Here is a 21065-nt window from a genome sequence, read left to right as displayed (position 1 = left end):
AGAATTCGACGGTACTTGAGACGGTACTCGCCCACTCGTGGCATAATCAACGACTTTTTCGCCTGACGAACGTTATCGGCGTGGCGTTTCGGGTGCCTCCAGGATCGCGAAGGACCAGCCCGGGATCAGCACTGCGGACTCGGTGCGGTTGACCACCGGTTCGTCCCACCAGAGCAGCGGCCTCCCGCCGACCGGAACGGTGACGGGGTCGGGTCCGAGATTGCACGCCACGCGCAGCGCACCGCGGTGCACGACGAGCCATTTCTCGTCCTCGTCGTACGTCACGTGTACGTGCTCGAGCCAGGGATCGGTGAGCTCGGCGCGGTCCCGCCGGAGCGCGATGAGCGCGCGGTAGCACTCCAGCAACCGGGCGTGCCCGTCCTCGTCGCGTTCGTCCCAACGGAGCTTCGAGCCGATGAAGGTCTCCGGAGCCTGCGGGTCGGGTACGTCGGCCGCGTCCCAGCCGTGTTCGGCGAACTCGCGCCGGCGACCCTCGACGACGGCGGCGGCGAGTTCCGGTTCGGGATGCGACGTGAAGTACCGGAAGGGTGTGCTCGCACCCCACTCCTCGCCCATGAACAACATCGGAGTGAACGGGGAGGTGAGCACGAGGGCGGCCTTGAGTGCGAGCTGACCGGGTTCGAGATAGGCACCCGGCCGGTCGCCGAGCGCCCGGTTGCCGACCTGATCGTGCGTGCAGGTGTAGGCGACCAGACCGCTCGCCGGTGTGCGCCGGGTGTCGAGCGGGCGCCCGTGGACCCGGCCTCGGAAACTCGAGTACGTCCCGGCGTGGAAGAAACCGTGCCCGAGCGTGTACGCGAGGCAGTCCAGGGAACCGAAGTCGCCGTAGTAGCCCTGCCGTTCACCGGACACCGCCGCGTGGATCGCGTGGTGGACGTCGTCGGCCCACTGTGCGTGCAGTCCGTATCCACCGCCGGGCCGGGGAGTGATCAGCTTCGGATCGTTGAGGTCCGATTCGGCGATCAACGACAGGGGACGACCGAGATGGGCGGACAGGCGGAACGTCTCGACCGACAGTTCCTCGAGGAGGTGTGTGGCGGTGTGGTCGATCAGCGCGTGCACGGCGTCGAGCCGGAGCGCGTCGATGTGGAACTCGCGGAACCAGCGCAGCGCATTGTCGAGGATGTACCTGCGCACCTCCCCGGATCCGGGACCGTCGAGGTTGATGTTGTCGCCCCAGATTCCCGGCGCCGCGGAGAGATAGGGGCCGAAGCGCCCCAGATAGTTCCCCGACGGACCGAGATGGTTGTAGACGACGTCGAGTGCCACTGCCAGTCCGCGCGCGTGGGCGGCGTCGACGAAACGCTGCAGGGCGTCGGGGCCGCCGTAGGGTTCGTGCACCGCGTACCAGAGCACGCCGTCGTAGCCCCATCCGTGGGTGCCGTTGAACGCGTTGAGCGGCATGAGTTCGACGAACTCGACACCGAGATCCACGAGTTCGTCGAGACGGTCGATCGCCGAGTCGAGCGTGCCCTCGGGGGTGAAGGTCCCGACGTGCATCTCGTAGACGATGCTTCCCGTCAGCTGCCGGCCGGTCCAGCCGCGGTCGGTCCACTTCGTCTCGTCGAGTACGTGAAGCTGCGACGGCTCGTGCACGCCCTCCGGCTGACGCGGAGATCGCGGGTCGGGAAGGACCGTCCCGGTGTCGTCGTCGAGCACGAAACCGTATCGGGTGTCGGGAGCGACGTCGACGGTGGTGCGCCACCAGCCGTCGCCGTCGCGTTGCATGTCGTGGAGCCGTCCGTCGGCGAACAGCCGGACGGACGACGGGATCGGAGCCCAGACCTCGAAGGTGTGCACCCGACCAGCATGCCGTGTCGACGGCGTCGGTGCAGGGAATGGCGCCGACCGGCGTTCCACCCCGCCGCGCGTCAATTTTGTTGCAGCTGCAATGCACTCGATACTGGGGGAGTGAACCCGAATCCCGAGCGAGCCCGCCGACGGTACACCTCACCGTTGCGGGAGGAAGCGGCCCGCCGAACCCGCGAGACGATCCGCGACGCCGCAGCGCGGCTGTTCGTTCGCGACGGCTACGTCAGCACCACCGTCAAGAACATCGCGGACGAAGCGGGTGTGGCGGTGCGGACGGTGTTCACCGCCTTCCCCGGCGGCAAGGCGGAGATCTTCCGCGAAGCGCTCGATCACGCGGTGACCGGCGACGGCGATCCGCGCGCGGTCGCGGCGGCGGATCCGGAATCGTCCCACGGCAGCGGCGCGGTCTCGCACGTCGACCTCGTGGTCGAGCAGGTGGTCCGCTACGGCACCGCGATGCTCGAACGCGCGGGCGGGCTGCTCATGACCTCCGTGGAATCATCGGGGGCGGACCCCGACATGCGTCGTTTCGCCGCGGACGACGCGAAGGCGACGGCCGAGAACGCCCGCACCCTCGCGGAAGGACTCGAACACGCCGGCTGGCTGCGCGAGGACGTCACCGTCGAGCACGCGGCCGATGTCCTGTTCACCCTGAGTTCCCCGCAGGTGCACGCGTTGCTGAGACGGGATCGCGGATGGGACGTCGACCAATACCGTCAGTGGCTCTCGGGGACGCTGCGCGCGACGCTGTTGCGGCGAACGGCGCCGTGACGGAGTCGGTTCAGTCGTCACCGCGGTCGTCGAGGTAGAGCCACTCGCCGTCCTCCCGCACGAACCGGCTGTGCTCGCGCATCGAATCGGGCACCCCGTCCGCCGTCCAGTGCGCGCGGAAGTCCACCGTGCCGGTGGTGTGCAGGAATCCGCCTCCGGTGGTGTGCAACACCTCGAGACCGGTCCAGCGCTGACCGGGGTCGAACTCGATCGAGCGCGGACGCGTGGACGGGTGCCAGGTGCGCAGCAGGTGCGCCGCATCACGCGTCGCGAATGCCGTGTATCGCGAACGCATCAGCCGTTCGGCGGTGGGCGCGCTCGCGCCGGCCAGCAGCGGCCCGCAGCATTCGGACAGGGGAACGCCGCGACCGCACGGGCACGGGGAGTCCGGGCTGATGTCGGCGCTGCGGTCGGCTCTGCTCATGGCCACAGTCTCCCCTGAGGGGCTCGATCGGCCGACCTCGGGGCGGTGCCTGCAGGAGCGGACGATCACCGGGCGTGAATGATGTTCTCGGACCGCGCGCTCCGGAGCGCTCCATGATGCAGAATGCCGAACATGAATGCGCAGCGCTATGTCGGGGTCGTGGGGCCGGGTGAAGCCACGCCCGAACAGCGACGCCTCGCCCGCCAGGTCGGGGGACTCCTCGCCGGACGCCGGGCCGTCGTGGTCACCGGCGGTCTGGGTGGGGTGATGGCGGCAGCCTGCCGCGGCGCTGTGGAAGCCGGTGGAACGACCCTCGGCCTGCTGCCCGGAGACGACCGTGCCGAGGGCAATCCCTATCTGACGGTGGCCGTTCCCACGGGCCTCGGAGAGATGCGCAACGCGTTGCTTGTGCGCAGCAGCGACGCGTTGATCGCGGTGGGTGGAAGCTGGGGCACCATGAGCGAGATCGCGCTCGCGGTCCGCATCGGTGTGCCGGTCATCGCGATCGGAGGCTGGCGGATGCCCGCCGCGGGAGTGCTCGACGTCGAATCGCCCGCCGAGGCCGTCGAGTGCCTGCATGCATTGCTGTGGCGCAAGGACCCGGTATGAGTCGACCGTGGCACGACAGTAGGCAGGACCCAGCAGACATGACGATGCCCGCCGATCCGGATCGGCGGGCATCGTCTGTTGTGGGCTCCTGTGGAGCAGGCCCTACGAGCCGGAGTTGGCGAGCTCGTAACGGCGGCGGTACTCCTCCTTGGACGTCTCGCTGATATCGACGTCGGTGGCACGGGCGCGCAGGGCGCCGACGGTGGCCTCCTCACGCGGGATGTGCTTGAAAGGATCCCAGCCGAAGAATTTCGCGGCGTTCGCGAAGGTGATCTTGTCGATCTCCTCGTCGGTGCACTCGCACGCGTCGAGTTCCTCTTTGAGCATCTCGGGGGAGTTCGGCCACGTCGAGTCGGAATGCGGGTAGTCGCATTCCCACGCGATGGTGTCGACGCCGAGCCTGTGACGATTGTTGAGCCCGCTCGGCTCGGTGATGTAGCAGGCGAGGAAGTTCTTGCGCCACACGTCCGTCGGGCTCATCCCGGCCGGCAGGAAGCTGGTGCCGGTCCAGGACTGGTTGACGATGTGCCGGTCGAGACGGTCGAGCCACGGGGCGACCCAGCCGACCCCGCCTTCGCTCATCGCGACCTTCAGATCGGGGAACTTCTGGAAGGCGCTGCTGAGCATGATGTCGGTCGCCGCAATGGTGGAGATGAGCGGCGTGAGGATCATCATGTCGTCGATGTTGAAACCGGCCGGGCGCTTGACCAGGTTGATGCCGCCGCCGATGTGCAGGGACAGCACGATGTCGTGCTCGACGCACGCCTTGAAGATCGGGTCCCAGTGCCCGGACTTGAAATCGGGATAACCCTCACCGACGCCGTACGGCGTCTCCGGGATGCTGATCGACCGGCATCCCATGGCGGCGATGCGCTCGATCTCCTTCACCGATTCTTCGGCATCGTAGAACGGGACGATGCCGATGGGGATGAACCGCCCCGGGTGGGCGTCCGGGACCTCGCCGACGACCCAGTCGTTGAACGCTTTCAGGGCGGCGAGGGAGAGTTTCTTGTCGGGCAGGCTCGCCAGGTGGGTGCCGGCGAAGCCGGGGAAGGTGGCGAACAGGGTCGCGGCGAGGGTGCCGTTGCCGTCCATGTCGCGCACCCGCAGATCCATGTCGTAGACGCCCGGCCGCATCTCGGCGTAGCCGGTAGGGTCCATGCCCCATTCGTGCTTGGGCCACGAGACGACCGCGTTGAGGCCGGAACTGCCGACAACGGTGCCCTGGAACTGCCAGGCCTGCACAGTGGGGTTGCGGGGATGGGCGGTGAGTTTGGGAGCCTGGTCCATCAGGCTCTTGGGGAAGTGCTTCTCGAAGATGTCCGCGGGTTCGACGACGTGGTCGTCGATGCTGATCATCACCATGTCTTCGGTTTTCATCGAATCCTCTCCCTGGGCTGCGCAAAGGTCCTGCCGGCGTCGGCGCTCGCGATGAGAACTAGATTTCCGTACTCGAGAACATAAATCAAGGATCGCTGCGTATCGGATGGATTCCGTAGGTGACGATCCCGAATCCGCCCCTCGTCGGGATCGGATCCCGCTCGGAAATCGCGGCATTGTTGCATGATTCGCCGAAGGCCGGAGCAGTGTCGGAACCTTCGATTGAGAGAATGTAATTCTCTATTTCGTGATCGACTGTGCCGAGGGGTGATCGCATGTCCAGTTCGACGGGTGTGCCGGGGTGGTTCGATGATCGAAAATGACAAGAATGCTTGACGCAAAATGACAAGCAGAGTTTACTTCTGGCCGTGACCGACACACCGAGGAGCAACAGGGTCCGCGAATTCCGCAAGCAAGCGGGACTCACCCAGGCCGCGCTCGGCGACGCGGTCGGCGTCAGCAGGCAGAGCATCGTCTCGACCGAGAAGGGCGACTACGCGCCCAGCGTCTACCTCGCCCTTCGTCTCGCCCTCAGACTCGACACCACGGTCGAGGAACTGTTCCCGCTCACCACCAAGGAGCTCTCATGACCGTCTTCCTGAAAACCGCGCGCTTCATCGGCGATCTCGACGACGAGTTCTACCGCGACGAACGTCAGCGCGACGTGTGGAACGAAGCCTCGGCCGTGGGATTCCAGTTGTCCCAATGGATCGCGCTGGTCGCGGCGGCGCTGCTCCCGTGGCTCGCCGGCCGCCCCGGGGCGTGGACGGCGCTGGGCCTCCTCGTGGCCTGGTTCGTCGTGTCGATCGTGACCCAGTTGTACGCGCGGCAACGCGACGTCGACCTGTACGCCACCGCGAAACTGTGGCGACCCCGCAGTGCCGCCGCCGCCGCGCTCTATCTCGTCGGCGTCGCCGGCATCTTCCTCCGCTTGCGCTACGAGAGCCGGCCTTTCGAGAACGACGCCGCGACCTGGGCGGGGCGCGTCGCCGGCGCGGCGGTCGTCATCGTCCTCACAGGACTGGTTCTCGCCTGGAGTCGGCGACGCACCCAGCGCCGGCTCGACGCGGAAGAAGCGCTCGACGCGCTCGAGGACTAACGGGCGCGGACGAGCGCTGCGACCGGCTGGGAATCGAGCAGATCGGCGACCCGGACCCGACCGGTGAAAGAGCGTCCGGTCAGGGCGTCCGACCAGTCGCCGTCCGGCAGATCCACGGTCGTGTCCTTCCAGCCCGAGCGCGACAGCGCCACGGTGCGGCGGGAGGCCACCGCGAGGACGTCGAGGTCGTCCGGAGCCGGACCGCGGCCGAACGCGAGCAGGTGCTCGGCGGCCGGGCCGGCGGCGAGGACCGGAACGTACGCGCCACCGACGAAGCTTGCCGGTCGTTCGCGGCGCAACCGGAGCGCGGTGCGCACGATCGTGAACTTCGCCGGGGCCGAATCGGGGGCGTCGAGCAGTCGCCGCCGGGCGTCGAAGTCCACCGGCCGTCGATTGTCCGGGTCGACGAGCGAGTCGTCCCACAGCTCGGTGCCCTGATAGACGTCGGGAACACCCGGCCCCAGCAGTTGCAGCAGCTTCTGCCCGCACGAGACGGCCGCGACGTGCGGTTCGAGCTCGGCGACGAATGCGGTGAGCTCGCCCGCGACCGGCCCGTCGAAGATCGCGTCCAGCCAGCTGCCCACGGCGGTCTCGAACTCCTCGTCGACCTCCGTCCACGTGGAACGGGTCCCGTTCTCCCGCAGCGCCTTCTGCGCGTAGGCGTGCATCCGTTCGCGCAGTTCGGCGGTCACCACTCCGTCGAGCGGCCAGACCCCGAACAGGGTCTGCCACAGGAACAGGCCGATCGCCGGATCCGGTGCGGGCGCACGGTCGTTCCACGTCCCGAGCCGGCGGGACCACTCGTCGGCGACCTGCGAGAGCACGCCGATTCGCGCCCGGACGTCCTCGCTGCGTTTGGTGTCGTGGGTCGACAGGGTGGTCATCGCCCGCGGCCACTGCCGCGCCCGCTGGGTCCACGCGAGATGGAACTCGGCCGGGGTGACGGAGAAACGGGCGGGTTGCCCGCCGACCTCCTGCAACGAGATCAGCCGCGCCGCCCGATAGAACAGGCAGTCCTCGACGGCTTTGGCGGTCGCGGCACCGCAGACCTGGCCGAAGCGTGTCGCGGCCTCGCCGCCGAGGGCCAGCGCCCGGGCGAACACCGCGAGCGCCGGGTCGAGCGAGGGTTGTGTCCGGGCGAGGTCGCCGACGATGCGCGGCACCAGGGTCGCGAGCGGCGCGTAGTCGGCGCGGTAGACGGGAAGTTGTGCGGCGACGGCGATCACGGCCTCGTGCAGCGCCGCGTCGTCGCAGTCGGTGTCGCCGGTCTCGCGTCGGATCGCCCGCACGAGTCGGCGCACCTCCGGCGCGAGTCCGCTGCCGAGCACCGAGCGTTTGAGGTCGTGTTCGCGAGCGTGCAGCCACGCCGCGTCGCCCTCGGTGCCGGTGAACCTGCGCGACAGGGCGTTCAGTTCCGGCTCACCGGACGGATCGACGAACACCGCCGACAGTTCCCCGAGCGCGTCGTAGCCGGTGGTGCCGTCCACCGGCAGGGTCGCGTCCAGCGGTTCCGCGTCGCCGAGGATCTTCTCGATCACCAGCCACCGATCGGGACCGATCACCTCGCGCAGACGCGCGAGATAACCGGCCGGATCGGCGAGACCGTCGGGATGGTCGACGCGGATCCCGTCGACCAGATCGTCGGCGATCCACGACGCGACCTGCTCGTGCGTCGCGTCGAACACCGCCGGATCCTCCACCCGCACGGCGGCGAGATCGTCGACGGTGAAGAAGCGGCGGTATCCGATCAGGCCCGAGTCCCACGCCACGAGCCGATAGGCCTGCCGCGCATGGACCTCTTCGCCATCGCCGTCGTCGGTTCCGGGGGCGATGGGGAATCTCTTGTCGTAGTAAGCGAGCAGAGGCTCGTCGCCGGAACGGTCGACGGTCAGTTCACGGACGTCGTCGTCGGATCCGAGCACCGGCAGGGCGATCCGTCCGTCCGCGCCGTTGTCGCCGGCGAGGTCGAGATCGAAGAAGGACGCGTACCGGGATCCGGAGCCGTGCTTCAGGACGTCCCACCACCACGCGTTCTGGCGTGGGTCGGCCACCCCGACATGGTTGGGGACGATATCGACGACCAGCCCCATGCCCCGTGCGCGTGCCTCCCGCGACAGCCGTTCCAGGCCCTCGCGTCCCCCGAGCGACTCGGAGACCGTACCGGGGTCGACCACGTCGTATCCGTGGGTGGAGCCGATCGTCGCGCTGAGGACGGGGGAGAGGTAGACGTGCGAGACACCCAGGGCGTCGAGATAGTCGAGCAGGGCGACGGCGTCGGCGAAGGTGCACTCGTCGCCGCGCATCTGGAGTCGGTAGGTGGACAACACCGGCGCAGTATTCCCCGCGCCGGTGCCGCTCACACCTGCCGACTCCGCACCTCCGGTGGTCACCGGGTCTTCCGGAGCACCAGCACCGAGCGTGCCTGCACCCGGACCGGCTTACCGGCGACGACGATCTCCTCGCGCAGACCGTCGGGAACGTCGGTGTCGAGCGCGACCGTCCACTCCTCGGCGTGTGGGCCGTCGGGGGTGACGAACTCGATCGGTTCGTGATGGGCGTTGAAGCACATCAGGAACGAGTCGTCGACGACGCGCTGTCCCCGCTGATCGGGTTCGGGGATGCCCTCGCCGTTGAGGAAGACCGCGAGCGACTTGCCGAAACCGCTGTCCCAGTCCTCGGGCATCATCTCGTCGCCGGCCGGTGTGCGCCACGCGATGTCGCGGGACTGATCGCCGCTGCGGATCGGCCGGCCCTCGAAGAACCTGCGACGCCGGAAGACCGGATGGTCGGTGCGCAGCGCGATCACGTTGCGGGTGAACGCGACCAGGTCGGCGTTGGACTCGGCGAGCGACCAGTCCACCCACGACAGTTCGTTGTCCTGGCAGTACACGTTGTTGTTGCCCTGCTGGGTGCGACCGAACTCGTCGCCGTGGGCGAGCATCGGAGTGCCCTGCGACAGGATCAGCGTCGCGAGCATGTTGCGCTGCTGGCGCCCGCGCAGCGCGAGGACCTCGGGATCGTCCGTGGGACCTTCCACCCCACAGTTCCACGACCGGTTGTGCGACTCGCCGTCGCGATTGTCCTCGCCGTTGGCCTCGTTGTGCTTCTCGTTGTACGACACCAGATCCGCGAGGGTGAACCCGTCGTGGGCGGTGACGAAGTTGACCGACGCGCCGGGACGGCGGCCGGTGTCCTCGTACAGATCCGACGAGCCGGTCAGGCGCGACGCGAACTCGCCGAGGGTGGCCGGTTCGCCGCGCCAGTAGTCGCGGACCGTGTCGCGGTACTTGCCGTTCCACTCCGTCCACTGACCGGGGAAGTTGCCCACCTGGTAGCCGCCCTCACCGACGTCCCACGGCTCGGCGATGAGCTTGACCTGCGAGACCACCGGGTCCTGCTGGACGAGATCGAAGAAGGCCGACAGCCGGTCGACGTCGTGCAGCTCGCGCGCCAGGGTCGACGCGAGATCGAACCGGAAGCCGTCGACGTGCATCTCGGTCACCCAGTAGCGCAGCGAGTCCATGATCAGCTGCAGGGTGTGCGGGTGACGGGCATTGAGGCTGTTGCCCGTTCCCGTGTAGTCCATGTAGTAGGCCTTGTCGTCGTCGACGAGGCGGTAGTAGGCGGCGTTGTCGATGCCGCGGAAGCAGATGGTGGGACCGAGATGGTTCCCCTCGGCGGTGTGGTTGTAGACCACGTCGAGGATCACCTCGATGCCCGCCTCGTGGAAGGCCCGCACCATCGCCTTGAACTCGGCGACCACGGCGCTCGGCTTGGTCGACGACGAGTACTCGGCGTGCGGCGCGAAGAACCCGAAGGTGTTGTACCCCCAGTAGTTCCGCAGTCCCTGGTCGATCAGCACCTGGTCGTGCATGAACTGGTGCACGGGCATCAGTTCGATCGCGGTGACGCCGAGATCGAGGAGATGGTCGATGATCGCCGGGTGCGCGAGACCGGCGTAGGTGCCCCGCATGTGTTCGGGGACGTCCGGATGCGTCGCCGTCATGCCCTTGACGTGGGCCTCGTAGATGACCGTCTCGTTGTAGGGGCGACGGGGATGGCGATCCGTCGCCCAGTCGAAGAACGGGTTGATCACCACGGTCGTCATGGTGTGCCCCAGCGAATCCAGGCCGGGCAGCTCCGCGGCGGCGTCGGAGGTCTGCCCCGTCGCGATCGCCTCGGGCTCGGCATCGTCGGTGGACGCGGCGTCGCCGGTGTCGGTGTCCTCGGTGCCGGCGGTGTCGTCCGTGTTCTCGTCCGCGGCGCTGTCGGCCTCGGGCTCGGCGCCGGGCAGCGGGTACGAGAACAGCGACGGGTCGCCGTCGAACGACCCGTCGAACGCCTTCCCGTACGGGTCGAGGAGCAGCTTGCTCGGATCGCACCGGTGACCGTTCTCCGGATCGAACGGACCGTGCACGCGGTAACCGTAACGCTGACCGGGGGAGACCGTCGGAAGGTAGGCGTGCCAGACGTAACCGTCCACCTCCTCGAGCGGGATGCGGGTCTCGCTCCCGTCGCGGGAGATGAGGCACAGCTCGACCTTCTCGGCGATCTCGGAGAACAGTGCGAAATTCGTGCCCGCCCCGTCGTAGGTCGCGCCGAGGGGATACGGGGATCCCGGCCATACTTCCAGGGTCTCGGGCATCTCGTCGCCAGCGCTCGCTTCGATGGGCTCCATGCACGCCAACAGTAGTCTTCCGGCGCTCCCGGCACCGGATGAGCGCGTCACCACCAACCGGTGGCGGGACCGAGTTGTCGGCCGAGCTCGGGCGTCAACGTCCGGACGTAGGTCGTGGTGAGGTGGTTCTCGTCACGGTAGATGAGGATGTTTCCCTCCACCGCCCGGCACAGATCCTGCCGGCAGAACTTGTCGGACAGGTCGAGCAGCGACACGGTGGGCAGGTGCGCGGATGCGGCGACGGCCGGGTCGATCGGGTCCAGCGCCTCCTCGCGCGGCACCCCGCACGTTTCCGCGGTGCCGCCCCCGGCGAGGCAGTCCGCGGCCCGATAGGCGAGATCGCCGCGGAACAGCCACGGGTTGTCGCGGATCGCCACCACCGGGATGCCGTAGTCGGCGAGCGTCTCCCACAGATCGACGTACCAGAACGGAACGAAGTCGCCCGGTCCCTCGCCCTGGTCCTTGGTGCGCGTCGACGTGGTGAACACGTAGTCGGGCGGATCTGCGCGCAGTTCCGCGAGCACGGCGGTCGACCACGTGTCGCACTCGACCGTCGGGGACTCCTCGACGAGCGGGGCGAGGGGATCGGAGAGCGGGCACCCGACCTTGAGATAGGTGTCGAGGCGGAAACCGTGTTCGATGCCGAGCGCGTCGAGCGCGGCGAGCCAGTGCTCCGAGTGCGACCCCCCGACGATCACCATGCGTCGCGTCGCGAGCGGGTCGCCGTAGGTACAGGTCAATGGTGTGCGATTGGTGTGCTGGGCGATGCAGTTGTCGAGCGTCGCGGGAGGCAGGTCGCGATGGGCGACGAGCAGCGGCGGTTGCACCGGTTGCGGCTCGGTGGAGACGGCGGGATCGAACACCGCCGCGCCGGGATACAGCTCCGTCGGCAGGGCGGCGATGTCGTCGAGGGTCTCCGTCGAACGGTCGACATGGGTGTGCCAGAGGTTCGCGGCCCCGACGAGGGCGACGGCCAGGACCGTCACGACACCTACGAGCGCGGTGCGGGACGGCCGAGGGGGTTCGACGCGGCGGATCGGGTCCTCGAACCACCGGGTCGACGCCTCGGCGAGCAGCAGCGACAGGGCGATCACGACGAGTCCGCCCACGAGGCCGACCGACGTATGGCCGCGCACGATCAGGTAGCCGATGAGGATCGGCCAGTGCCACAGGTACAGCGCGTAGGCGATCGCCCCGAGGCGCACCATGGGCGCGGACGCCAGCAGTCGCGCCGACGGTGTGTCGTGCTCGGCGCCGGAGTCGGAGTCAGGACCGGAGCCGGAGCGGATGCCCGCGACGACGAGCGCCATCGCCGCACCGACGGGGACGAGTGCCCACGGGCCGGGGAAGAGGGAGTTGCCGTCGAGGACGAAGCCGCACGCGAGCAGCACCGCGAGGCCGAGGGCGCCGAGCACGATCCGCAGGACGCGCGGAACCCGCAGCCACGGCGACAGGCACATCAGCAGTCCACCGAGGGTCAGCTCCCACGCACGGGCGGCACTGTCGTAGTACAGCCACGACTGCGGCCGGTCGGCGAGCACCGCATACGCCAGCGACGCCGCGGTGAGGACGGCCAGCAGCACCGTCAGTGGCAGACGGACAGGCACCGACATCCGCCGCAGCAGCCACGCGAAGCCGAACACCACCACGAGCGCCGCGATGTAGAACTGGCCCTGCACGGCGATCGACCACAGGTGCTGGAGCGGACTGACCATCGGATCGGCGGCCAGATAGTCGCTCGCCGTGCGGGCGAGGTGCCAGTTCTGGAAGAAGAGCAGCGACGCGCCGGTCTGGTCGGCCACCTCGAGCCACTGCGTGAACGGCCGCAGCACCACCGTGGCGGCCGCGACGGCGGTGAGCACGACGACGAGCGGCGGCAGCAGACGCCGGCCGATCCGCCGCAGGACGGGACGCGGATCGAGCGGGGCCGAGGAGTCGGCCGTCCGCAGGAGCGTGCCCACGAAGAAGAAGCCGGAGAGCGCCAGGAAGACGTCGACACCACCGGAGACGCGACCGAACCAGACGTGGAAGATCACCACGAGCGCGATCGCGAGACCGCGCAGTCCGTCGATGTCGGCACGACGTGCGGGGCGCGTGCCTGCTGTCCGCGCACCACTCTCGAGTTCCGGTCCCGAGGTGTGGACGGACATGTGACGGATACCCCCGGTGTCTTACGTGTTCGGCTGTGCTGCGAACCGGCGACGAGCGCACCGGTCGATTGCCGTGAGCGTCGTTCACGGCAACTCGGGCAGACTACGCGGCTGCGGGCGGCGACTTCCAACCGCCTACAGTCTGGGCGTGGGCAACTCTCCTCTCCCGGTCGAGCGGATCCGCACCCTCGACGCTCGGCACCTCTGGCACCCCTACGGCGCGTTTCCGGCGACCACCGAATCGTTGGTGGTCGACCGTGCCCACGGTACCCGGATCGTCCTCGCCGACGGTCGTGAGCTGGTCGACGGCATGAGTTCGTGGTGGGCCGCGGTGCACGGATACGGGCATCCGGTCCTCGACGCCGCCGTCCGCGATCAGCTCGACCGCATGAGCCACGTGATGTTCGGCGGTCTCACCCACGAGCCCGCCGCACGGCTCGCGGAACTGCTCGTCGACATCACCCCCGACGGTCTCGACACGGTCTTCCTCGCCGACTCGGGTTCGGTGTCGGTGGAGGTGGCCGTGAAGATGGCGGTGCAGTACCAGCGTGCCGTCGGCAGACCGGGACGGCGTCGCCTGCTCACCTGGCGCGGCGGCTACCACGGCGACACCTTCGCCCCGATGAGCGTGTGCGACCCGGAAGGCGGCATGCATGCACTGTGGACCGACATGCTCGCACGGCAGGTCTTCGCCCCCGCCCCACCGGCTCACTTCGATCCCGGCTACGTCGCGCAGTTCGAGGCGGTTCTGCTCGAGCACGTCGACGAGCTCGCCGCGATCGTCGTCGAGCCGGTCGTCCAGGGTGCCGGCGGCATGCGCTTCCACGACCCGCGGTATCTGCGCGAGCTGCGCAGGATGTGCGACGAGCACGGACTGGTGCTGATCTTCGACGAGATCGCGACCGGTTTCGGGCGCACCGGCGAACTCTTCGCCGCCGACCATGCACAGGTGAGCCCGGACGTGATGTGCGTGGGCAAGGCACTCACCGGCGGATACATGACCCTCGCCGCGACACTGTGCACGCGGGCCGTCGCCGAGGCGATCAGCGCGGGGGAGGGCGGTGGCGTGATGCACGGTCCGACCTTCATGGGCAACCCGCTCGCGTGCGCCGTCGCCGTCGCGGCGGTCGAACTGCTGCTCTCCCGCGACTGGCGTGCCGAGGTGGCGGCGGTGAACGCCGGCCTGACCGAGGGGCTCGCCTCCGCACGCGGGTTGCCGGGGGTCGCGGACGTCCGCGTCCTCGGAGGCATCGGCGTGATCGAACTCACCGATCCGGTGGACATGCGCGCGACCACCGACGCCGCTGTGGCGGCCGGGGTGTGGCTGCGGCCGTTCCGCAATCTCGTCTACACGATGCCGCCCTACGTCTGTGCGGCCGACGATCTCGCGGCGATCACCTCGGGGATGATCGCCGCCGTCGGCGCGAACGCCCGGTGACCGCCGCGGTCAGCGGACCGCGGTGAGGAACTCCGCGATCGCGTCGGCCACCGCCGTGGGGGTGGTGACGTGCGCGAAGTGCTCGTGCCCCGAGAACTCGACCAACCGGGTGTCGGGCATGACGGCCCGCAGGGCCTCGGTGGCCACGACGTGGTGCTGCGCGGTCCGCGAGCCCTGCAGGAACAGGGTCGGGGTCGTGACGGAGGCGTACCTCGCGACATCCGGCCCGTGACCGTCGATGACGCGCAGTTCGCGCACCCAGGTGGGTGCCAGCTCCGCCATCCGGGACCAGATCGGGGTGCCGCGCAGCCGATCGACCCCTGCTGCGGGGACGCGGAGGATGTCGGTCATGGCGATGGTGAGCGCGCGGTCGAGGTCGCCGGCGTCCACCGCCGCCGCATACGGTTCCAGGGCCGCTCCGGCGAGCGGCCCGGCGACCGGCACCGGCGGTTCGTAGAGGACCAGTCCGGGCACGTGGACTCCCGAGGTGACGGCTGCGAGGGCGCACAGTGCGCCGTAGGAATGCCCGACGAGCGAAGCGTCCGGTCCGGCGGCGTCGAGGACCGCGGCGATGTCGGCGATCTCGGTGTCGATCGAGTACGCGTCGGCGTCGCCGCTGAGGCCGCGCCCGCGCCGGTCCACGAGGTGGACCGTGAAGCGGTCCGCCAGGGCGGAGGCCACGCGCGACCATTCGTCCCCGGTCGCGATGCTGCCGTGCACGACGACGAGACCCGGGCCCTGCCCGAGCCTGCGGAATCCGATCGTCGTTCCGTCCCGGGACTCGATGTGGACGACCACGTCACCAGCCTTTCGTCGGGGTGTGCCGGACCGCCCGAGCCTACGACCCGAACCCACCGACGTAGCGACTTGAACGGTGTTCAAGTATGGTCACCGCTCATGACCGCACATCCCGCCCTGGCGTGGCTCGACGACACCGCGGCGGCACGACGCGCAGCGGGTCTGCACCGCGACCCCGTCGTCCGGACCCCCGGCTCGACCGTCGTCGACCTCGCCTCCAACGACTATCTCGGTCTGACCCGCCATCCCGAGGTCCTCGCGGGAGCCACCGCCGCCCTGCGGCGATGGGGGGCCGGTGCCACCGGATCGCGTCTGGTCACCGGCACCACCGCCGAACACGAACTCCTCGAACGCGAACTCGCCGACTTCGTCGGGGCCGACAGCGGCCTGGTGTTCTCGAGCGGATATGCCGCGAACCTCGGTGCCGTCGCCGCCCTCGGCGGTAGGGACGCACTGATCGTCTCGGACGCCGGCGGCCACGCCTCGCTCGTCGACGCGTGCCGGCTGTCCCGCTCGAGGATCGTCGTCACGCCCCACAACGACGTCGACGCGGTCGCGCACGCCCTCGCGACCCGCACCGAGGCCCGCGCGCTCGTCCTGACCGACTCGGTGTTCAGCACCGACGGCGACCTCGCGCCGCTGCGGGAACTGCATCGCGTCTGCCGAGCGCACGGCGCGTTGCTCCTCGTCGACGAGGCCCACGGAGTGGGGGTCCGCGGCGCGGGGGGCCGCGGACTCGTCCACGAAACGGGCCTCGCCGGCGAGCCCGATGTGGTCGTCACCGCGACGCTGTCGAAATCCCTTGCCTCCCAGGGCGGAGCCGTCCTCGCCGACAGGCGTGTGCGGGAACATCTCGTGGACACCGCCCGCACCTTCATCTTCGACACCGGACTCGCCCCGGCCGCCGTCGGTGCCGCCCGGGGCGCGCTGAAGGTGCTGCGCGCCGAACCCGCCCGCGCGGCGGCCGTGCTCGAGCAGGCCGCGCATCTCGCCCGGGTCACGGGTGTCGAGGCGCCACCGTCCGCCGTGGTGTCGGTGATCCTCGGCGACCCGCACGTCGCCGCCGACGCCGCGGCGCGGTGTCGCGACCGCGGGGTGCACGTCGGATGCTTCCGGCCGCCCTCGGTGCCGGCCGGCACCTCGCGGCTGCGCCTGACGGCCCGCGCGAACCTCACCGACGACGAACGCGCCCTCGTCGACGAGGTGCTCACCGACGTCCTCGCGGGAGCCCGGGCGTGAGCGTTCTCGTCGTCACCGGCACGTCGACCGATGTGGGCAAGACCGTCGCGACCGCGGCACTCGCCGCGAACGCCGTGGCCTCGGGACTGCGGGTCGCGGTGTGCAAACCCGCCCAGACGGGCGTGACGGACGACGGGCCCGGCGACCTGCAGGAGATCGGGCGACTCGCCGGCGATCGCGTCCGGCTCGTCGAACTCGCGCGGTACCCCGATCCCCTCGCGCCCGACACCGCCGCGCGGCGCAGCGGACGCCCGCTGCTCACTCTCGACGAGATCGTCGGCACCGTCCGGAGGCTCGACGTCGAGCACGACCTCACCCTGGTCGAAGGAGCGGGAGGCGTGCTCGTCCGGCTCGGCGCGGGCGGCTTCACCGTTGCGGACGTCGCGGCCGCGCTCGGAGCGCCGGCGGTGATCGTCGCCGCCGCGGGACTGGGCACACTCAACCACACCGCACTCACCGTGGCCGCGCTCCGCTCGGCAGGAGTCGAGTGCCCGGGAGTGATCATCGGATCCTGGCCTGCCGCACCGGATCTGGCGGAGCAGTGCAATCTCGACGACCTCCCCGACGTCACCGGCGTCCCCGTCGTGGGCCGGATCCCGGCCGGCAGCGCCGCACTCGACGCCCGTGTCTTCGCCGCCCGTGCCTCCCGGTGGTCGGATCTGCCGCTCCCGACGATACGGCGTGCGGGCGGATCTTCCGCTGTGCTGTGATGGATGCCACACTGCAACTGGCCTGTTCCCATCGTGTCGGCCGGCGCGACATGCCGATACCCGCTACGGAAGGGACATGTCGACCGCTCGGCCCGGAGGTACGGATGTCCATCAGCGAATTGCAGGAGCTTCAGCGCACCGCCGCCCACCTGCGCCAATGCCTCGGATCCCTACGATCGCGCTACGGGGACGCAGCCCCGGTGAAGAGGCTGTCGAACGACGTCGAACGTCTCGACATCGACATACGCGACTTCGCCGAACATCCTCCGCGCGAGGTCGTCAACAGTCTCGGTGAACGCATCCCGATTCCCGATACGCCGTACGACGACTCGTTGTTCCGCGGAACGGATACGGACGACGAAGGTCTCGGCGGGCTGCACGGCTCGCGGTGAGCACCTCCGAGGCGACGCCGGCGGCTCGCGGCACGCCGGCCACCGGCGTCCGCTCCGAGGGTCGCGCGCGGATCACCGCGCGGACGCTGCGGACCGACCGCTGGTGGCAGTCACCCGCACTCACCGTGCTCGGTCTCGGTGTGTTCGTGGTGTACGCGACGATCCGCTCGTTCGTGCGCAGCGCCTACTACGTCGAGGACTACCACTACCTGACGCCGTTCTACTCGCCGTGCGTGAGCGCGTCCTGCGTGGACGGCGCCCGCCATTTCGGCACGTGGGTCGGCGAACTCCCGATGTGGATCCCGCTCGCCTTCCTGTCGCTGCCGTTCCTCCTCGGCTTCCGGCTGACCTGCTATTACTACCGCAAGGCCTACTACCGATCGTTCTGGTTGTCGCCGCCGGCGTGCGCGGTCGCCGAACCGCACCGGCACTACACCGGCGAGACGCGGTTCCCGCTGATCCTGCAGAACTCGCACCGCTACTTCTTCTACGCCGGTTTCGTGGTGTCGCTGATCAACACCTACGACGTCATCCTGTCCTTCCACAGCCCGAGCGGATTCGGCATCGGACTCGGCAACCTGATCCTGCTCATCAACGTCGTGCTGCTCTGGGGTTACACGCTGTCGTGCCACTCGTGCCGGCACGTCACCGGCGGGCGGCTGCGGCACTTCTCGAAACACCCCGTGCGCTACCGGATCTGGACGTTCGTCTCGAAACTCAACACCAGGCACATGCAGTTCGCGTGGATCACGCTGGGGACTCTGATCCTCACGGACTTCTACATCATGCTCGTGGCGAGCGACACCATCGCCGATCTGCGGTTCATCGGCTGACGCGCACGGCACGACACCGGCCGCACCGGAGGAGGGGGAACACGGATGGTGGATGTCGAACGGCACAAGGTCGACGTCGTCGTGATCGGAGCAGGCGGCGCCGGGCTGCGCGCGGTGATCGAGGCGCGGCAGCGCGGCTTCTCCGTTGCCGTGGTGTGCAAGTCGCTGTTCGGCAAGGCCCACACCGTGATGGCCGAGGGCGGATGCGCCGCCGCGATGGGCAACGCCAACCCCCGCGACTCCTGGCAGGTGCACTTCCAGGACACGATGCGCGGCGGCAAGTTCCTCAACAACTGGCGGATGGCCGAACTGCACGCCCGCGAGGCCCCCGACCGCGTGTGGGAGCTGGAGACCTACGGGGCGCTGTTCGACCGCACCCCCGACGGCCGGATCAGCCAGCGCAACTTCGGCGGTCACACCTATCCGCGACTCGCGCACGTCGGCGATCGCACCGGACTCGAACTCATCCGCACGATGCAGCAGAAGATCGTGTCACTGCAGCAGGAGGACCACGCCGAGCACGGCGACTACGAGGCCCGGGTGCGGGTCTTCGCCGAATGCACCATCACCGAACTGCTGAAGGACGCGGAGGGACGCATCGCCGGCGCGTTCGGATACTGGCGCGAGACCGGACGATTCGTGTTGTTCGAGGCGCCCGCGGTCGTCATCGCCACCGGTGGTATCGGCAAGTCGTGGAAAGTCACGTCGAACTCGTGGGAGTACACGGGCGACGGGCACGCCCTCGCCCTGCGCGCCGGCGCCACCCTCATCAACATGGAGTTCGTCCAGTTCCACCCGACGGGGATGATCTGGCCGCCGAGCGTGAAGGGCATCCTCGTCACCGAGGGTGTGCGCGGCGACGGCGGAGTGCTGAAGAACTCCGAGGGGGAGCGGTTCATGTTCTCCTACATCCCGCCGGTGTTCAAAGGCCAGTACGCGGAGACCGAGGAGGAGGCCGACCGCTGGTACGAGGACCAGGAGAACAATCGCCGCACCCCCGACCTGCTCCCACGCGACGAGGTCGCCCGCGCCATCAACTCCGAGGTCAAGGACGGCCGGGGCACCCCGCACGGCGGAGTCTTCCTCGACATCGCCTCGCGGATGCCGGCCGACGAGATCATGCGCCGCCTGCCGTCGATGCACCACCAGTTCAAGGAACTCGCCGACGTCGACATCACCGCCGAGGCCATGGAGGTCGGCCCGACCTGCCACTACGTGATGGGCGGCATCGAGGTCGACCCCGACACCGCCGCTGCGGCAGTCCCGGGGCTGTTCGCCGCCGGGGAATGTTCCGGTGGCATGCACGGATCGAACCGGCTGGGCGGGAATTCGCTGTCCGATCTGCTGGTCTTCGGTCGCCGGGCAGGTCTCGGCGCCGCCGACTACGTGCAGGGACTCACGTCGCGGCCGACCGTCGGCGACGCCGACATCGACGCCGCCGCCCGCGCGGCGCTCTCGCCCTTCGATCCGGCCGACGCCGATCGCGCCGAGAACCCCTACACCCTGCACACCGACCTGCAACAGGTCATGCAGGATCTCGTGGGCATCATCCGGCGCGCGGACGAGATCGAACGCGCCCTGCGCGAACTCGACACCCTGCGCACACGGATCCGCAACGTCGCGGTGGAGGGCCACCGCCAGTTCAACCCGGGCTGGCATCTCGCCCTGGACCTGCGGAACATGCTCCTCGTGTGCGAGTGCGTCGCACGGGCCGCGTTGCAGCGCACCGAGAGCCGCGGGGGACATACCCGCGACGACCACCCGTCGATGGACCCCGAATGGCGTCGCACTCTGCTCGCCTGTCGCCTGGACGGCGGCGACCCGTTCGTCCCCGACGTGACGGTCACCGCCGAACGGCAGCAACCGATGCGCCGCGACCTGCTGGAGCTGTTCGACATCGACGAACTCGGGAAGTACTACACCGACGAGGAACTCGCGGACCATCCCGGACGGAGGGGTTGAGATGGGATACCAGGCGGCGTTCAGGATCTGGCGGGGCGACGCCGACGGCGGGGAACTGCGGGACTACACCGTCGAGGTCAACGAAGGGGAGGTCGTCCTCGACATCCTGCACCGCCTGCAGGCCACCCAGGCACCGGATCTCGCCGTGCGCTGGAACTGCAAGGCGGGCAAGTGCGGATCGTGTTCGGCGGAGGTCGACGGTCGCCCGCGCCTGACGTGCATGACCCGCATGTCGCTGTTCGATCCCGACGCGACGATCACCGTGACCCCGATGCGCACCTTCCCGATCATCCGAGATCTCGTCACCGATGTCTCGTTCAACTACCGCAAGGCACGCGAGATACCGGCCTTCGCGCCGCCTCCGGATCTGGCGCCGGGGGAGTACCGGATGCAACAGGTCGACGTGCAGCGCTCCCAGGAGTTCCGCAAGTGCATCGAATGCTATCTGTGCCAGAACGTCTGCCACGTGGTGCGCGACCACGAGGAGAACAAGGAGGCCTTCGCCGGTCCCCGCTATCTCATGCGCATCGCGGAACTCGAGATGCACCCGCTCGACGTCGCCGACCGGCGCGACGTCGCGCAGGACGAGCACGGCCTGGGCATGTGCAACATCACCAAGTGCTGCACCGAGGTGTGCCCGGAGAACATCCACATCACCGACAACGCGCTGATCCCGATGAAGGAACGCGTCGCCGGCCGTCGCTACGATCCGATCGTCTGGCTCGGCAACAAGCTGTTCCGGCGCTGAA

Annotated in this window: 18 protein-coding genes; 11 read left to right on the top strand and 7 right to left on the bottom strand. The window is 69.0% G+C overall.

Annotated features, from left to right (window positions below):
* Window positions 1-72: 72 nt before the first annotated feature.
* Entirely contained in the window at window positions 73-1821 is a 1749-nt protein-coding gene (treZ, locus tag AC0LPE_RS14180) for a malto-oligosyltrehalose trehalohydrolase (protein WP_490604706.1), read from the bottom strand.
* Between the two features lie 111 nt (window positions 1822-1932).
* Here treZ and AC0LPE_RS14175 point away from each other — a divergent pair, with 111 nt between their 5' ends.
* Window positions 1933-2604 (top strand): TetR/AcrR family transcriptional regulator, encoded by a 672-nt coding sequence (locus AC0LPE_RS14175; protein ID WP_490604705.1) that lies wholly within the window; start codon window positions 1933-1935, stop codon window positions 2602-2604.
* 10 nt (window positions 2605-2614) lie between these two features.
* Here the strand turns inward: AC0LPE_RS14175 and AC0LPE_RS14170 are convergent, their stop codons facing one another.
* Window positions 2615-3028, bottom strand: a complete 414-nt coding sequence (locus AC0LPE_RS14170) for a YchJ family protein (RefSeq protein WP_016695721.1) — start codon at window positions 3026-3028, stop codon at window positions 2615-2617.
* 123 nt (window positions 3029-3151) lie between these two features.
* Here AC0LPE_RS14170 and AC0LPE_RS14165 point away from each other — a divergent pair, with 123 nt between their 5' ends.
* Window positions 3152-3637: a TIGR00725 family protein gene (locus AC0LPE_RS14165; protein WP_060652834.1), complete on the top strand. Its 486-nt coding sequence runs from the start codon at window positions 3152-3154 to the stop codon at window positions 3635-3637.
* A gap of 102 nt (window positions 3638-3739) precedes the next feature.
* Here AC0LPE_RS14165 and AC0LPE_RS14160 read toward each other — a convergent pair whose 3' ends face one another.
* A complete protein-coding gene (locus AC0LPE_RS14160) occupies window positions 3740-5017 on the bottom strand; it encodes an amidohydrolase family protein (RefSeq protein ID WP_490604704.1) in 1278 nt (425 codons plus the stop codon).
* 368 nt (window positions 5018-5385) lie between these two features.
* Between AC0LPE_RS14160 and AC0LPE_RS14155 the strand changes: the two genes are divergently transcribed.
* Both AC0LPE_RS14155 and AC0LPE_RS14150 read left to right on the top strand, forming a co-directional pair.
* Window positions 5386-5607 (top strand): helix-turn-helix transcriptional regulator, encoded by a 222-nt coding sequence (locus tag AC0LPE_RS14155; RefSeq protein ID WP_160875788.1) that lies wholly within the window; start codon window positions 5386-5388, stop codon window positions 5605-5607.
* A complete protein-coding gene (locus AC0LPE_RS14150; RefSeq protein ID WP_160875790.1) occupies window positions 5604-6116 on the top strand; it encodes a DUF2029 domain-containing protein in 513 nt (170 codons plus the stop codon). Before AC0LPE_RS14155 ends, AC0LPE_RS14150 begins: the two co-directional genes overlap by 4 nt.
* On the opposite strand, the gene treY is transcribed toward AC0LPE_RS14150, so the two are convergent.
* Genes treY through AC0LPE_RS14135 form a run of 3 tightly spaced genes read right to left on the bottom strand, consistent with a single transcriptional unit; the run spans window position 6113 to window position 12944 of the window.
* A complete protein-coding gene (gene treY, locus AC0LPE_RS14145; protein ID WP_490604703.1) occupies window positions 6113-8506 on the bottom strand; it encodes a malto-oligosyltrehalose synthase in 2394 nt (797 codons plus the stop codon). The genes AC0LPE_RS14150 and treY overlap by 4 nt on opposite strands.
* The gene (glgX, locus tag AC0LPE_RS14140; RefSeq protein ID WP_230791317.1) at window positions 8503-10794 is read right to left on the bottom strand and encodes a glycogen debranching protein GlgX; all 2292 of its coding nucleotides are present in this window, start codon (window positions 10792-10794) and stop codon (window positions 8503-8505) included. Before glgX ends, treY begins: the two co-directional genes overlap by 4 nt.
* Before the next feature lie 47 nt (window positions 10795-10841).
* Window positions 10842-12944: an acyltransferase family protein gene (locus AC0LPE_RS14135; RefSeq protein WP_490604702.1), complete on the bottom strand. Its 2103-nt coding sequence runs from the start codon at window positions 12942-12944 to the stop codon at window positions 10842-10844.
* A 148-nt stretch (window positions 12945-13092) separates the two neighbouring features.
* On the opposite strand from AC0LPE_RS14135, the gene AC0LPE_RS14130 reads away from it, so the two are divergent.
* Complete coding sequence (locus AC0LPE_RS14130; RefSeq protein WP_301845383.1) at window positions 13093-14382, top strand: adenosylmethionine--8-amino-7-oxononanoate transaminase; 1290 nt, start codon at window positions 13093-13095, stop codon at window positions 14380-14382.
* Window positions 14383-14391: 9 nt separating this feature from the next.
* Here the strand turns inward: AC0LPE_RS14130 and AC0LPE_RS14125 are convergent, their stop codons facing one another.
* Complete coding sequence (locus AC0LPE_RS14125) at window positions 14392-15180, bottom strand: alpha/beta fold hydrolase (RefSeq protein ID WP_301845381.1); 789 nt, start codon at window positions 15178-15180, stop codon at window positions 14392-14394.
* 99 nt (window positions 15181-15279) lie between these two features.
* Between AC0LPE_RS14125 and AC0LPE_RS14120 the strand changes: the two genes are divergently transcribed.
* The 6 genes from AC0LPE_RS14120 (at window position 15280) to AC0LPE_RS14095 (ending at window position 21064) form a co-directional block, all read left to right on the top strand.
* Window positions 15280-16419, top strand: a complete 1140-nt coding sequence (locus tag AC0LPE_RS14120; RefSeq protein ID WP_490604701.1) for an 8-amino-7-oxononanoate synthase — start codon at window positions 15280-15282, stop codon at window positions 16417-16419.
* Window positions 16416-17129: a dethiobiotin synthase gene (bioD, locus tag AC0LPE_RS14115; RefSeq protein ID WP_490604700.1), complete on the top strand. Its 714-nt coding sequence runs from the start codon at window positions 16416-16418 to the stop codon at window positions 17127-17129. The genes AC0LPE_RS14120 and bioD overlap by 4 nt, the downstream gene beginning before the upstream one ends.
* Window positions 17130-17233: 104 nt before the next feature.
* Window positions 17234-17521, top strand: coding sequence for an Rv0250c family protein (locus AC0LPE_RS14110; RefSeq protein WP_016694393.1), 288 nt, complete (start codon window positions 17234-17236; stop codon window positions 17519-17521).
* A complete protein-coding gene (sdhC, locus tag AC0LPE_RS14105; RefSeq protein WP_490604699.1) occupies window positions 17518-18354 on the top strand; it encodes a succinate dehydrogenase subunit SdhC in 837 nt (278 codons plus the stop codon). The genes AC0LPE_RS14110 and sdhC overlap by 4 nt, the downstream gene beginning before the upstream one ends.
* Window positions 18355-18399: 45 nt before the next feature.
* Entirely contained in the window at window positions 18400-20316 is a 1917-nt protein-coding gene (locus tag AC0LPE_RS14100) for a fumarate reductase/succinate dehydrogenase flavoprotein subunit (RefSeq protein WP_423660079.1), read from the top strand.
* Window position 20317: 1 nt separating this feature from the next.
* Entirely contained in the window at window positions 20318-21064 is a 747-nt protein-coding gene (locus tag AC0LPE_RS14095) for a succinate dehydrogenase/fumarate reductase iron-sulfur subunit (protein WP_016694390.1), read from the top strand.
* Window position 21065 lies beyond the last annotated feature (1 nt).

It is taken from the genome of Rhodococcus sp. S3, assembly GCF_058211795.1.
Note: the sequence above shows the minus strand (reverse complement) of the source record. Positions and strands in the feature narration are given on the sequence as shown.

Excerpts from the sequence above, each read along its gene's own strand:
- AC0LPE_RS14170 (WP_016695721.1), bottom strand. The coding sequence starts at position 3,028 with ATGAGCAGAGCCGACCGCAGCGCCGACATCAGCCCGGACTCCCCGTGC.
- AC0LPE_RS14165 (WP_060652834.1), top strand. The coding sequence starts at position 3,152 with ATGCCGAACATGAATGCGCAGCGCTATGTCGGGGTCGTGGGGCCGGGT.
- AC0LPE_RS14160 (WP_490604704.1), bottom strand. The coding sequence starts at position 5,017 with ATGAAAACCGAAGACATGGTGATGATCAGCATCGACGACCACGTCGTC.
- AC0LPE_RS14150 (WP_160875790.1), top strand. The coding sequence starts at position 5,604 with ATGACCGTCTTCCTGAAAACCGCGCGCTTCATCGGCGATCTCGACGAC.
- glgX (WP_230791317.1), bottom strand. The coding sequence starts at position 10,794 with ATGGAGCCCATCGAAGCGAGCGCTGGCGACGAGATGCCCGAGACCCTG.
- AC0LPE_RS14135 (WP_490604702.1), bottom strand. The coding sequence starts at position 12,944 with ATGTCCGTCCACACCTCGGGACCGGAACTCGAGAGTGGTGCGCGGACA.
- AC0LPE_RS14120 (WP_490604701.1), top strand. The coding sequence starts at position 15,280 with ATGACCGCACATCCCGCCCTGGCGTGGCTCGACGACACCGCGGCGGCA.
- AC0LPE_RS14110 (WP_016694393.1), top strand. The coding sequence starts at position 17,234 with ATGTCCATCAGCGAATTGCAGGAGCTTCAGCGCACCGCCGCCCACCTG.
- AC0LPE_RS14100 (WP_423660079.1), top strand. The coding sequence starts at position 18,400 with ATGGTGGATGTCGAACGGCACAAGGTCGACGTCGTCGTGATCGGAGCA.
- AC0LPE_RS14095 (WP_016694390.1), top strand. The coding sequence starts at position 20,318 with ATGGGATACCAGGCGGCGTTCAGGATCTGGCGGGGCGACGCCGACGGC.